Annotated in this window: 11 protein-coding genes; 6 read left to right on the top strand and 5 right to left on the bottom strand. The window is 44.5% G+C overall.

Annotated features, from left to right (window positions below):
* Positions 1-197: 197 nt before the first annotated feature.
* Together ACFS5N_RS14625 and ACFS5N_RS14620 are read left to right on the top strand one after the other, a co-directional pair.
* Complete coding sequence (locus ACFS5N_RS14625) at positions 198-1,496, top strand: 4Fe-4S dicluster domain-containing protein (protein WP_377187010.1); 1,299 nt, start codon at positions 198-200, stop codon at positions 1,494-1,496.
* A 108-nt stretch (positions 1,497-1,604) separates the two neighbouring features.
* Complete coding sequence (locus ACFS5N_RS14620) at positions 1,605-2,372, top strand: (Fe-S)-binding protein (protein WP_377188491.1); 768 nt, start codon at positions 1,605-1,607, stop codon at positions 2,370-2,372.
* Here the strand turns inward: ACFS5N_RS14620 and ACFS5N_RS14615 are convergent.
* Complete coding sequence (locus tag ACFS5N_RS14615) at positions 2,367-2,825, bottom strand: hypothetical protein (protein WP_377187008.1); 459 nt, start codon at positions 2,823-2,825, stop codon at positions 2,367-2,369. The genes ACFS5N_RS14620 and ACFS5N_RS14615 overlap by 6 nt on opposite strands.
* A 22-nt stretch (positions 2,826-2,847) precedes the next feature.
* Between ACFS5N_RS14615 and ACFS5N_RS14610 the strand changes: the two genes are divergently transcribed.
* Positions 2,848-3,381 carry an ABC transporter ATPase gene (locus ACFS5N_RS14610; RefSeq protein WP_377187005.1) on the top strand — a complete coding sequence of 178 codons (534 nt, stop codon included), beginning with the start codon at positions 2,848-2,850 and terminating at the stop codon, positions 3,379-3,381.
* A gap of 588 nt (positions 3,382-3,969) precedes the next feature.
* Here the strand turns inward: ACFS5N_RS14610 and mtgA are convergent.
* On the bottom strand, positions 3,970-4,659 hold the full coding sequence (gene mtgA, locus ACFS5N_RS14605) for a monofunctional biosynthetic peptidoglycan transglycosylase (RefSeq protein WP_377187003.1): 690 nt from the start codon (positions 4,657-4,659) through the stop codon (positions 3,970-3,972).
* A 99-nt stretch (positions 4,660-4,758) separates the two neighbouring features.
* Here mtgA and ACFS5N_RS14600 point away from each other — a divergent pair, with 99 nt between their 5' ends.
* The 3 genes from ACFS5N_RS14600 to ACFS5N_RS14590 all read left to right on the top strand — a co-directional run bounded on the left by ACFS5N_RS14600 (position 4,759) and on the right by ACFS5N_RS14590 (position 10,276).
* The gene (locus ACFS5N_RS14600; protein ID WP_377187000.1) at positions 4,759-5,181 is read left to right on the top strand and encodes a hypothetical protein; all 423 of its coding nucleotides are present in this window, start codon (positions 4,759-4,761) and stop codon (positions 5,179-5,181) included.
* A 95-nt stretch (positions 5,182-5,276) separates the two neighbouring features.
* Positions 5,277-6,710: an asparagine--tRNA ligase gene (asnS, locus tag ACFS5N_RS14595; protein ID WP_377186997.1), complete on the top strand. Its 1,434-nt coding sequence runs from the start codon at positions 5,277-5,279 to the stop codon at positions 6,708-6,710.
* Between the two features lie 302 nt (positions 6,711-7,012).
* On the top strand, positions 7,013-10,276 hold the full coding sequence (locus ACFS5N_RS14590) for a S41 family peptidase (RefSeq protein ID WP_377186994.1): 3,264 nt from the start codon (positions 7,013-7,015) through the stop codon (positions 10,274-10,276).
* A 123-nt stretch (positions 10,277-10,399) separates the two neighbouring features.
* Here ACFS5N_RS14590 and ACFS5N_RS14585 read toward each other — a convergent pair whose 3' ends face one another.
* The 3 genes from ACFS5N_RS14585 to ACFS5N_RS14575 form a co-directional block, all read right to left on the bottom strand.
* Positions 10,400-11,326 carry a hypothetical protein gene (locus ACFS5N_RS14585; RefSeq protein ID WP_377186992.1) on the bottom strand — a complete coding sequence of 309 codons (927 nt, stop codon included), beginning with the start codon at positions 11,324-11,326 and terminating at the stop codon, positions 10,400-10,402.
* A 104-nt stretch (positions 11,327-11,430) separates the two neighbouring features.
* On the bottom strand, positions 11,431-12,615 hold the full coding sequence (locus ACFS5N_RS14580; RefSeq protein WP_377186989.1) for a M20 metallopeptidase family protein: 1,185 nt from the start codon (positions 12,613-12,615) through the stop codon (positions 11,431-11,433).
* The gene (locus ACFS5N_RS14575; protein WP_377186986.1) at positions 12,608-13,081 is read right to left on the bottom strand and encodes an SPOR domain-containing protein; all 474 of its coding nucleotides are present in this window, start codon (positions 13,079-13,081) and stop codon (positions 12,608-12,610) included. The genes ACFS5N_RS14580 and ACFS5N_RS14575 overlap by 8 nt, the downstream gene beginning before the upstream one ends.
* Positions 13,082-13,098: the final 17 nt, after the last annotated feature.

Here is a 13,098-nt window from a genome sequence, read left to right as displayed (position 1 = left end):
GCCCGTTTCGGGATTGCAAATGTAGCGTTTTTTTTATTCAGCGGTAATTTTTTTTTCAATTTTCTTTCGATATTATCATAACCACCTGTATAACATCCCATTAATTCCACCGAAAAACTTTTGGAGCATATTTGCATTGTATTATTTTGATAGATGCAAGATAAACCTATCTTTGAGTAAATTACTATGCATGCATAATGATTTCACAACTGATCTTCATTCTTATATTAGCTTCAGCCATTTACCTGTTCGCTAAAAACGCAGGTAAAATACGCCGTAACATCCTATTAGGCAGAGATATTAACCGCTCTGACCGCAGATCAGAACGCTGGGCGCTAATGGCCAGGGTAGCCTTGGGCCAAAGTAAAATGGTTAAACGTCCGCTGGCAGCGGTGATGCATTTTTGTATCTATATCGGTTTTATCGTTATCAATCTGGAGGTGCTAGAGATCATGATCGATGGTGTCTTTGGCTCGCACCGTATTTTTTCAAAACCGCTGGGTAGTTTGTACGGAATGCTGATTGGCGCATTTGAGCTATTGGCGGCATTGGTGCTGATAGCTTGCATAACGTTCCTGGCACGCAGAAATATAGCGCATTTAAAACGCTTCAACGGCGTTGAAATGACTACCTGGCCAAAAAGTGACGCCAATTATATCCTAATCATAGAAATATGCTTAATGACCGCCTTCCTTACCATGAATGCGGCCGATTACAAACTACAGGCACTGCATTTCGGCCATTACATCAAAGCAGGTAATTTTCCGGTCAGTAGCTTGATTGCCCCTTTTTTGCCAAACAACCCCACTACGCTGGTAATAGTGGAGCGTGTGTGCTGGTGGTTCCATATTGTAGGGATTTTCGCTTTTCTGAACTATCTGCCCTATTCCAAGCATTTTCATATTTTGCTGGCTTTCCCAAACACCTGGTATTCTAATTTAGATCCTAAAGGAAAATTCGGCAACCTACCGTCGGTAACGGCCGAGGTAAAAGCCATGCTTGATCCTTCATTTGTACCTGAGCTTACCCAGCCTGCACGTTTCGGCGCCAAAGATGTACTTGACTTGACCTGGAAAAACCTTATGGATGCCTATACCTGCACCGAGTGCGGGCGGTGCACATCAGTTTGCCCGGCAAACATTACGGGTAAGCTTTTATCGCCCCGAAAAATCATGATGGATACCCGAGACCGCATCACTGAGGTAGGTAACAACATTGACAGACACGGCAAGGATTTTCAGGACGAAAAATCACTCCTGGATAACTACATCAGTCGTGAAGAATTGTGGGCCTGTACCAGTTGTAATGCCTGCGTCGAGGCTTGCCCGGTAAATATAAATCCGTTAGAAATTATTACAGAGATGCGGCGTTATATTGTAATGGAAGAGTCGCAGGCGCCGGCCAGTTTGAATAACATGTTTGGTAATGTAGAGAACAACGGCGCGCCGTGGAAATACAGCAACGCCGATCGCTTCAATTGGGCAAACCCCACCTAAGTCCACCCCAAAGAGGAGGACTTCAAAAACTTAAATATGGAAGACCTGACAAATAATGCAAATCAAAACTCTCTCTCCTTTGGAGAGGGCTGGGGTGAGGTTCCAACCATGGCCCAGCTAATGGCTGAAGGCAAAGAACCTGAAATATTGTTTTGGGTGGGTTGCGCCGGAAGTTTTGATGAACGCGCGCAAAAAATAACCCGCGACATATGCAAAATCCTGCACCACGTTGGTATAAGCTATGCAGTACTGGGCACTGAAGAAAGCTGCACCGGCGACCCTGCCAAACGTGCCGGTAACGAGTTTTTATTCCAGATGCAGGCCATGACGAATATTGAGATGCTGAATGCTTATCATATTAAAAAGATAGTTACCGGTTGCCCCCACTGCTTCAATACTATAAAAAATGAATATCCGGGCCTGGGTGGTAATTATGAGGTTATCCATCACTCGCAACTAATACAGCAACTTATTGACGCCGGCAAGCTAAAAGCTGAGGGGGGCGAAAGTTTCAAAGGCAAACGTATTACCTATCACGACCCGTGTTATCTGGGTCGGGGCAATGATGTTTATGAAGCCCCACGCCGGGCGCTCGAAATTTTAGACACTGAACTGGTTGAAATGAAACGCTGCCGCAGTAACGGATTATGCTGCGGCGCAGGCGGCGCACAAATGTTTAAGGAGCCCGAAAAAGGCAACAAAGACATCAACATGGAACGTATTGACGAGGTGATAGCTGTAAACGCGCAGGTAGTAGCTGCGGCCTGCCCTTTCTGTATGACCATGTTAAGCGACGGCGTAAAAAACCACGACAAAGAGCAGGAGATAAAAATATTGGATATTGCCGAAATAACGGTTAGGGCAAACGGACTATAATCCTTTTGATTTAAAGTAAGTGAACGCATGCTCCAAGCTATCCAAACGCTCGGGTTGCATGTTTTTTACGGGAATTTTTAAAACGTTAGCCATCGAGTCCACATTTCCCTGACGGTCATTATAGGTTTGCACGATGATATCGTCTGATTTGGCCTTAAGTTCCAGCGTACCGCTATTGACGTTGCCCAGATAATCCATATCATCCAGTTTTTGCAGATACAATGAAAAATATTCCTGTTTGCCGTTTTGATAGATTTTGCGCAGACGGATAAAAGAATCTCCGGTCAAATTAAGCTCCCACTTTTTGATTTTGAGATCTGCCGACGAGTCGTACGACTCATTAAGGCATTTATTGCCCCAGTTTAACCAGTCCTGGTCGGTCATGCCAGTCACAAAACACAAGCTAACCGCAGCGGTAGCTATAATGGAAAATAAGAATACTGTCTTTCTCATTTTTGGCAGAACTGATTTTACCATGACAACAAAAATAACGCTCGAATTTAATTATTTGGTATTTTTGTCCATGCAATTTTCTGAAAATTCGAGAGTATGGATCTACCAGTCTGACAAAAAATTGGCAGACGCCGTAGTTGAACAAATTCAACAGCGACTTAACGCTTTTGCCGCCGAGTGGACCGCCCACAACCATCAGCTTAAAGCCAGGGCCGAGATCCGTTACAACCGCTTTTTCATCCTTATTGTCGATGAAACACAAGCGGGCGCCAGCGGCTGTTCAATCGACAAATCGGTTAATTTCATGAAACGCCTTGAACAGGAATTTGGTTTGAGCCTATTTGACCGCTTTAACCTGGCTTATAACGAAGCAGGCGAAGTTCTTTCCCTCCCACGCCATCAGTTTGAGGATAAACTGAAGGACGGCAGTATTAACAAAGACACCGTTGTTTACAACAATCTGGTACAGAACCTTACTGAATTAGAAAACAAATGGGAAGTGCCGTTTAAGGATAGCTGGCATATCCAATTGTTTCGGGATTTAGTTAGTCATTAAGCTGTTCTCTGGGTTGTTTATAAACACATTTCATTTCGAGGTACCAAGCAATCTCTGCAGCTTCATGCTATCATTGATGAATATTTATAATTTGCAGATCGTCCCGCTCAATTGCCGCGGGTAGGCTTCGTTCTTTTCCTTGATGAAAAGAACCAAATACTTAGCGCAGCGATCTCATTCACACCAAAAATAAACAACCTGTGAATAATCAAGTCATCTGGAATGCTTCTTTGCGCTCATTGGCCTTTGCCCTGCAAAGTCGGTAAAACCTGGGCAGAGGCCTGTTGCCCCAATTTGTCGCACTAAGCTTTCGCTTCAGACAACATTCCCAACAGCCCTGCAACCGCACTAGCCAGCATTGTTTTACCTCCTTTCGCCCGAAGCTGTCCAGCTGACAGGCCACCGCACTTTTTTATAAAATAAATAATCTTGCAATCCTGGAATCCTAAAATCAGGGTTCAGACAATTGCGTTAGCGATGGAAGCAGATACCGGCCAAAGCGCTTAAGGCCCTGTGGCGTATGAGCGAACAGCGCGGCCCGTGGGGAAACGCCATCATCATTATGTACTGAAGAATAAACTCTCCTCCTTAAAAATCCAACGGCCCTAACCTCCGCATATTCTTCATGATCAAATACTGGCGGTGCCGCACATAATCGCTCGGGTTAGTAGGCGACCATTTAAGCGGGCTCGGAAAAATAGAAACTATAGCTGCGCATTGAGCGCGGGTAAGGTCAAAGGCATCTTTATGAAAATAATTTTGTGCGGCTGCTTGTACGCCATAAATACCATCGCCCATTTCAATAACATTGAGGTATACCTCCATAATACGCCGCTTACTCCAAAAAACTTCAATCAGTAATGTAAAATAAGCCTCAAAGCCCTTACGTACCCATGACCGCCCAGGCCACAAAAAAACGTTTTTAGCCGTTTGCTGCGATATGGTACTGCCACCTATTAGCTTGCGGCTTTTTGAGTTCTTCTCGATAGCTTTTTCGATAGCGTGAAAGTCGAAACCATGATTTTCCAAAAAAGTCTGGTCTTCGGCTGCTACGGCGGCACGTTTCATACCGTCGGCAATGTCGTCAAAGTCGCGCCATTGTTTGTCAATTTTCCATTCTTTGCCATCGGCCTTGCGTTCAAAGCCACGGGTAATCATGAGCCAGGTAATCGGCGGATTTACAAAGCGATATAATATCACCCAAAAAACAGTAATAGCGATAAATAGAATAAGGAATAACTTAACAAATCGCCAAATAAGCTTACCTATGCCTTTCATGGCAACTAAATTATTATTTTTATTCGGGATGTCAGAAATTAGGTAGTAGCTCCGTTAAAAATATAAATTCACCGTCTATAAATATCATCGAGGCACATTATGCAATTTGACCCTGAAAACAATATCAATAAACTTTGTGCGCTAGGAATGCAGTTTGAGGGCGAAGGAAAACCAGAAGAAGCTGACCGGGTGTTTCAGCAGGCCTGGAACGAAGCCGCAAATGCCATTGAAAAATTTACAGCCGCCCACTACATTGCAAGGCACCAAACAAGCGTTGCAGATAAATTAAAATGGGATGAAATTGCCTTAAACTTCGCACTAAGTGTAGATGGAAACGAAATAAAATCCGTGTATCCTTCATTATATCTAAATATCGCCAAATGCCATGAGGACATGGGTGATATTGGCAAAGCCATTGAAAATTATCAACTGGCGTTAAACTTCACATCGTTTTTACCAAATGATGGCTACGGCAAAATGATCAAAGCCGGCGTAGATAACGGCATTGCAAGAGTTTGCTGAGAAAATACCGCTAAAGAGCGAGGCAAATTAGCGGTGCATTTACATCGTCATTAAGGCAAATAATTGTAATTTAGCGCACTAAATTTTTTACTACAATGAGTACGCGAATTAAGATTAAAGCATTATTAGAAAGCACACAAACAGACATTGATGTAACCGTTAAGGGGTGGGTTCGCGCCTTCCGCCAAAATCGTTTCATTGCTTTAAATGATGGCTCGACCAATAATAACGTACAAATTGTGGTTGATTTTGAAAACACCGACCCTGCCCTGCTAAAACGCATTACCGTTGGCGCTGCTATCAGTGTTTATGGCAAACTGATTGCCTCGCAAGGTAAGGGACAAACTGTTGAGGTTATTGCAGAAACTATCGAGATTTTGGGCGATAGTGATCCGGAGAAATACCCAATCCAACCCAAAAAACACAGCCTGGAGTTTTTGCGTGAGAACGCTCACCTGCGTTTCCGCACCAGCACGTTTGGCGCTATTTTCAGAGTGCGGCATAGCCTGGCCTTTGCTATCCATAAGTTTTTTGAGGAACGCGGCTTTGTTTACCTGCACACCCCTATCATCACCGCTAGCGATGCAGAGGGCGCCGGCGAAACTTTCCATGTGACCAACTTCGACCTGAACAACGTACCGAAGGTTGATGGCGAGGTTGATTATAAACAGGATTTCTTTGGTCGCTCGGCTAACTTAACCGTATCTGGCCAGTTGGAAGGCGAACTGGGCGCCATGGCGCTAAGCGATATTTATACGTTTGGACCAACCTTCCGCGCCGAAAACTCAAACACTACCCGCCATCTGGCCGAGTTTTGGATGATTGAGCCGGAAATGGCTTTTGCCGATATTATCGATAATATGGATACCGCCGAGGCTTTATTGAAATATGTAATTGCCTATGCGCTGGATAAGAACAAAGAAGATATTGAGTTTTTGACTCAGCGTTTACTGGATGAAGAGAAGCAGAAACCACAGAACGAGCGCTCAGAAATGAACCTGATTGAAAAACTACAGTTCTGTTTAGCTAATAATTTCGAGCGATTAACTTATACCGAGGCAATCGACATCCTGAAAGAATCAACCCCGAACAAAAAGAAAAAATTTCAGTACCCGGTTGAAGGTTGGGGCACTGATTTACAGTCTGAACACGAACGTTACCTGGTTGAAAAGCATTTCAAAAAACCGGTAATTCTGACTGATTATCCAAAGGACATCAAATCCTTCTACATGCGCCAAAACGATGACGGCAAAACCGTAGCCGCTATGGATATACTTTTCCCGGGTATCGGCGAGATCGTGGGCGGGTCGCAACGCGAAGAGCGTTTAGACAAACTGGAGCAACGCATGGATGAACTGGGCATACCAAAAGACGAATTGTGGTGGTATTTAGACACCCGCCGCTTTGGCTCGTGCCCACATGCCGGTTTTGGCTTAGGCTTTGAGCGATTAGTGCTGTTTGTTACCGGCATGGGTAATATTCGTGATGTAATTCCTTTCCCACGTTTCCCTAAGAACGCGGAGTTTTGATAATATCCCACTTGTCATTTCGAGCAACAGCGAGAAATCTATGCACTGACCAGCTACTACGCTTAGCATATATATAGATCTCTCACTATGTTCGAGATGACAGGCTTGAAAATAAAAAAAGCGCATTTACCCCATGCGCTTTTTTATCACCCATATACTGTGTCGTTCCCTATTTTAACGCGTCCTCTCTATCCCAAACCCCACAAATTATCAAAAGCATAAAACTTTCTTAATCTGCGTTTAAACATCTTGTGTTTTGCAGGTTCTTTCCTTATCTTACGCCTTGAAATTAACTTATCATAATGAAAAAGTTCTCACTGATTATGCTGATGATGGGCATGGCTGTTTGCCAATCATTTGCTCAAACCCACGCTTTGTGGATGCAACAGCCCGCTATCTCGCCCGACGGCAAATGGATAGCTTTTGAATATAAAGGCAATATCTTTAAAGTAGCCTCAACCGGCGGATCCGCTATTCCGCTAACCATTAACAGTTCATACAACGGATACCCGGTTTGGAGCCATGATGGCAAGACCATTGCTTTTGCAAGCGACCGTTATGGCAACTTTGATGTTTATACCATGCCTGCTGATGGTGGCGTCGCTAAACGCCTTACTTTCGATTCGGGCCGTGATATTCCATTCGAGTTTTCTGGTAATGACAAAAGCATTTATTTTGGCACCCGTCGTCATGATGTAGCTGCATCTGTCAGGTTTCCGGAGGATGCTTACTTCATTAAATTGTATAAAGTACCTGCCGAGGGTGGTCGCGCAGTGATGGTAAACTCGGCCGGTACAGAGTTTGTACATTACAACAAAGCCGGCGACAAATTTATTTTCCAGGATAGTAAAGGTTATGAGAACCCTTATCGTAAACACCATACCTCGGGTATTACCCGCGACATTTGGGTTTATAATACCAAAAACGGCAGCTACACCAAAGTATCAACTTACAAAGGTGAAGACCGCGAGCCGGTTTGGGGCGATAACGGTACTTTTTATTACCTGAGCGAGCGTAACGGCAACCAAAACCTATATCGCGCCAGCGAAGCTGACATAAACAAAATTACCCAGTTAACCACATTTGAAAAAGACCCGGTGCGTAACCTGTCGCGTGCAGAAAACGGCACTTTTGCCTTTACCCAAAACGGCGAGGTTTATACGCTTAAGGAAGGCGGCAAACCGCAGCGTATTAATATTGATATCAATGCCGATTTTGACGGCGACCAAACACAAAACGTTGCGGTAAGAGGCGGCGCTTCTCAAATGGCAGTATCGCCTGATGGTAAAGAGATCGCTTTTGTTTACCGCGGCGAGATCTTCGCTACATCGGTTGAAGGCGGTATTGTGAAAAGGATCACTAATACTCCTTACCAGGAGCGTATGATCAATTTCTCTTCAGACGGCAGAAGCATTATCTACTCGGTTGAAAATGCTAAATCATGGGATATTTACAAAGTAACTATCGCTAACAAAAGCGAGCCTTATTTCTATGCGGCAACTACTTTAAATACCGAACCATTGATTGCTACAGATAAAGACGAGTTTCAGCCTGTGCCATCTCCGGATGGTAAGAAGATTGCTTACCTGGAAGAGCGTAACGTGATCAAGGTTTATGACATTGCCAGCAAAAAATCAATTGATATTTTGCCTGAGGGTATAAACTACTCGTATGCCGATGGCGACCAGAACTTTGTTTGGTCGGCCGACAGCAAATATATTTTGGCCCAGTCATCTGAAGCAAATGCATTAGGTAACAGCGAGATCGTTTTGATCAAAGCTGATGGCTCAAAAGGTCGTGTAAACTTAACGCAAAGTGGTTTTGACGATGGCAACCCACAATTTGGCATGAACGATAAGATGATGTACTGGGTAAGCGACAAAGAGGGCATGAAAAACCTGAGCCGCGGTGCGCAGGGCGATATTTACGCCATGTTTTTTGACCAGGCGGCCTGGGATAAATTTGAAATGAGCAAAGAAGACCTGGGTCTTAGAACCGAGATTGACAAACGCGACTCGGTAGATATTAAAAAAGCTGCTGCCAAAGCCGACAGCATTGCCAAAGCACAAAAGAAAAAGATCACTCCGCCGGCAATCCCTGAGTTTATGCCAAACCTGGATAACCTTGAGGATCGTACTACCCGTTTAACCCTGGTATCAAGCTATATCGGCGATTCAAAACTATCAAAAGATGGTGAGAAGCTTTACTATTTAGCTCGCTTTGACAAAGGCTTTAACCTTTGGGTGCTTTCAACCCGTACGCACGAAAGCCGTATACTGGCCGAGATCAACTCAGGTGGCGGATCGTTAGAAATGAGTAAGGATGGTAAAACACTGTTTATGCTTTCGGGCGGTGGAATCATGAAAATTGGTGTTGATGACGGCCGTGCTACGCCGGTGCCAATCAACAGCACATTCGTACTCAACCCATCGGCAGAGCGCGCTTACATTTTTGAGCACGCTGCTAAAGAGATTCCTAAAAAGCTGTATGACCCTAAATTAAACGGTGCCGACTGGACCTACTATACTGAAAACTACCGCAAATTCCTGCCGCACATCAGCAATGGTTATGATTTCCAGGTATTGCTGAGCGAGTTGTTGGGCGAGCTTAACGTATCGCACACCGGTGGTATTTATGTGGCCAACTTTCCTGACGGAGAGCGTACTGCTGCCCTGGGCTTACTGTACGATTACACCAAAGGCGGCGACGGTTTGGTAGTTAAAGATATCATCACCGGCGGGCCGTTTGCTATTGCCAGAACCAAAATGAAGCCGGGTTACGTTATCGACAAGATCGATAACACGGCAATTACTGACGATACCGACTGGAGCAAATTACTAAACGGCAAAGCCGGTAAGTACACACTAATCACCTTCCATGATCCGGCTACCAAAACGGTTTATAACGAAACAGTTAAACCTATAGCAGTCGGCGCTGAAAACAATCTGCTATATGATCGTTGGGTACGTAAAATGGAACATCTGACCGACAGCTTATCGCATGGCGAAGTAGGTTACGTGCATGTACAAGGCATGGACGAAGGCAGCTATCGCGTATTTTTTGATAAGGTATTAGGTAAAAACATTCGTAAAAAAGCGCTCATTGTTGATACACGCTTTAACGGCGGTGGTTGGCTGCATGATCAATTGGTTACCTTCCTGAGCGGCAAACGTTATTTTGAGCTGCGTCCGCAAGGTCACTCAACTTATGGTGGCGAGTCGGCCGATAAATGGACCAAACCAAGCTGCGTTTTGATGAGCGAAGGCAATTACTCAGACGCATTTATGTTCCCGTATGCTTATAAGGAGCTGGGTATTGGTAAATTAATCGGTATGCCGGTGGCTGGTACAGGTACAGCAGTATGGTGGGAAAATCAAATTGACAATTCGATCATCTTTGGTATCCCTATGGTATCAAGCTGGGGTAATGGCGAAACCCATCCTACAGAAAACCATGAACTTGAACCTGATATCCGCGTAGCTAACGAATATAATAAGGTTTTAACCGGCGAAGACCAGCAACTGGAGGCAGCCGTTAAAGAAATGTTGAAAGAAGTAAGCAAGTAAAAACTACTAACGCGATAAATCAAAAGCCCGGCTGTAATAGCCGGGCTTTTTTGTTTTTCGATTAAAATAAAGGCGGGTGTCACCCTGAGGCTCTCGAAGGGTAACACCCTTTTTCTTTACGTATTATTTTTTATAATCTTTTTGCACAATCAGGAAGCTGGCACGCTCTTCTTTATGAAAAGGTACATTCCAACTGCCCTGATAGCTGATTTTAGCAGGTAGCAGTTCGTTATTAAACGGCAGCAATTCGATATTCATCTTCACATCAAAATCAAAAAGAAAATTGCTGTACTTCATATCTACATACCGACCCAGTATTTTGAACGTACGCATATCAAAAATGGTGGTCAGTTCACGTATCATAACGTCGCCATCGGCTACGCTTGGTTTTTTGATAACTTTAAAGCGGTAAACGGGTATAGTGTCGAGATATTTTCCGCGGGCAAATTCATAGTAATAAAACTGGCGCATATCGCGGCCAAAAATTTCTGTTTTACCGCTGATGAATGGAATGCCGGTTACTTTACGCCCGGGCGTAAATATCAGCGTCTTCAACTTGTCTTTATACGACCCGTTTTTGCCCACGCCGGCCAATGGGTCTGCAGCAGAAAAGCCAGAATTATAGGCGTTATTGAAAATATAATCAAACATCTCGACAGTGTATAGCTCATACTTGCCGTTGTGTTTATAGACATTCCCTTTATCTTGTTTAAAAAGATATTCGGTTTGAAGTTTACCGTTTACAATACTGTGTTTGATACGCCGATGAATCTCGCCGTCGATCTTATTCTTTTTATCGTAGGTGTAAATGTCATTAGCCGCCAGGAAGCCATAACGTTTCATATTGCGAAAGGCTTTATAGAAACCTGTATCGGCCAGTACCGCATCAATAAAATCCTGCGCATTCAGTTTATGCGACCGTATGTTGACAGGCGAGTCGATGACAACGTTTAATACCGTATCGGGATTAAAACGGCGTTGCGGCTGCTGAGCTTTTGAGCTGAAAGCGCAAAGCAAAAAGCAGAAAGCTAAAAGGTTTTTTTTGACCATGATTTTAGAGATTTGTCATGCTGAGGAACGAAGCATCTGCCAAAACGGTGAATGCAAAGTTCGCAGATCCTTCGCTATCGCTCAGGATGACAAAACTGGTTTAATTAATTACCTAGTTGCTTAATAGCCAGATAAGCCATCAAACCGATACTTTGCTCCAAAGCAGTTTCTTCGATATCAAAAGTCGGGGTGTGAACCGCTGAGGTAATACCACGGCTTTCATTACGTGTGCCCATGCGGTAAAAACAAGCGTCAGACACTTGCGAATAATAAGCAAAGTCTTCGGCAGCCATCCAGATATCCAGATCAACTACGTTTTCTTTGCCCAGGTAATCTTCAGCATGAGCCCGGGTAGCATGGGTTAGCTTAGGTTCGTTGATCAGGAAAGGATAACCCTTCATGATGTTGAATTCGCAGCTACCTCCCATTGATTCAGCTATGCCTTCGGCCATTTTCTTCATTTTTGTGTGAGCTTCGGCCCGCCATTCTTCATCCATAGCGCGAAAGGTACCTTCCAGCTTCACCTCGTTTGGAATGACGTTGGTGGCGCCGTTGGCAATCACTTTGCCAAACGACAGCACAGTAGGGTTTGCAGGATGCGCATTACGACTAACGATTTGTTGCAAAGCCACCAAAATATGTGCTGTGATCAATACCGGGTCGATATTTTGCTGAGGCTGTGCCCCGTGACCGCCTTTACCTTTTACGGTGACATACAGCTCATCGGTTGAGGCCATATACTGACCGGCACGAAAACCAAATTTACCAGCATCAATTAGCGGCATAACGTGCTGGCCCAGCACCGCATCAGGTTTTGGATTTTCAAGCACACCTTCTTTAATCATCAGGCTGGCGCCACCCGGTAGCTTTTCTTCGGCCGGCTGGAAGATCAGTTTTACCGTACCGCCAAATTCACTTTTTAATTCGGTGAGGATTTTTGCGGTTCCCAGTAACGATGACGTATGCACATCATGTCCACAGGCGTGCATCACGCCATCATTTTGCGACTTGTAAGGCACATCATTTGCTTCCAGGATTGGCAAGGCATCCATATCGGCACGCAGGGCCACAACTTTGTCAGAAGGTTTCTCTCCTTTTATCAAGGCTACCAGGCCGTTATCGGCCATGCGCTCCCAGCCTATGCCCAGTTCATCAAGTTTCTTAGCTACAAAAGCCGAGGTTTCAACCTCGTGAAAAGATAACTCCGGGTGGCTATGAATATGCCGGCGATTAGCCACCACTTCATTAAAAAGGTTTTTCGAAAGTTCTTGTATCCTCTGTTTAATCATTTCCTGTAGATATTTTGGGTGGGTTTATTTTTCCCGGTATAATAAAAAGGCTTGCAAATTTACCTTTTAGCTCCTGTAATAATTTTTCGGCTTCCAGGCGGGTCCTGAAATCTCCGGCACGTACTTTATAATTTGGCTCAGCGTAGCTAATATAAGTGCGCATGCTCTGATGCTCGTTATTAAAGCGGGCTTGTGCATCATAAGCCTCCTTTCGGCTTGTCCCGTTATAAATCTGCACCCGATAGCCGTACCCTGTGGTTGAATATCCTCCTGCTACGGTTGCGTGCCCACCGGCAACCTTTAAACTTGCGCGTCTCGCGGCTAAAGTATCAATACGCGGGTCTTTCACCAAATCAACTGTGCCACGGGTTTGGGCCCTGGCGGTTGTGGCAACAAACATCGCGATAAAAAAAAGGCACCCAATCATACCGCTAAAAATTGCTTTATGAATGGATGCTTTTTTCATTGTTAAAGTGTCTTAAC

The organism is Mucilaginibacter ximonensis (assembly GCF_042686265.1).
Taxonomy (GTDB): Bacteria; Bacteroidota; Bacteroidia; order Sphingobacteriales; family Sphingobacteriaceae; genus Mucilaginibacter; species Mucilaginibacter ximonensis.
This window is presented reverse-complemented; position numbering and strand designations above follow the sequence as displayed.

Excerpts from the sequence above, each read along its gene's own strand:
- ACFS5N_RS14625 (WP_377187010.1), top strand. The coding sequence starts at position 198 with ATGATTTCACAACTGATCTTCATTCTTATATTAGCTTCAGCCATTTAC.
- ACFS5N_RS14620 (WP_377188491.1), top strand. The coding sequence starts at position 1,605 with ATGGCCCAGCTAATGGCTGAAGGCAAAGAACCTGAAATATTGTTTTGG.
- ACFS5N_RS14615 (WP_377187008.1), bottom strand. The coding sequence starts at position 2,825 with ATGAGAAAGACAGTATTCTTATTTTCCATTATAGCTACCGCTGCGGTT.
- ACFS5N_RS14610 (WP_377187005.1), top strand. The coding sequence starts at position 2,848 with ATGACAACAAAAATAACGCTCGAATTTAATTATTTGGTATTTTTGTCC.
- mtgA (WP_377187003.1), bottom strand. The coding sequence starts at position 4,659 with ATGAAAGGCATAGGTAAGCTTATTTGGCGATTTGTTAAGTTATTCCTT.
- ACFS5N_RS14600 (WP_377187000.1), top strand. The coding sequence starts at position 4,759 with ATGCAATTTGACCCTGAAAACAATATCAATAAACTTTGTGCGCTAGGA.
- asnS (WP_377186997.1), top strand. The coding sequence starts at position 5,277 with ATGAGTACGCGAATTAAGATTAAAGCATTATTAGAAAGCACACAAACA.
- ACFS5N_RS14590 (WP_377186994.1), top strand. The coding sequence starts at position 7,013 with ATGAAAAAGTTCTCACTGATTATGCTGATGATGGGCATGGCTGTTTGC.
- ACFS5N_RS14585 (WP_377186992.1), bottom strand. The coding sequence starts at position 11,326 with ATGGTCAAAAAAAACCTTTTAGCTTTCTGCTTTTTGCTTTGCGCTTTC.
- ACFS5N_RS14580 (WP_377186989.1), bottom strand. The coding sequence starts at position 12,615 with ATGATTAAACAGAGGATACAAGAACTTTCGAAAAACCTTTTTAATGAA.
- ACFS5N_RS14575 (WP_377186986.1), bottom strand. The coding sequence starts at position 13,081 with ATGAAAAAAGCATCCATTCATAAAGCAATTTTTAGCGGTATGATTGGG.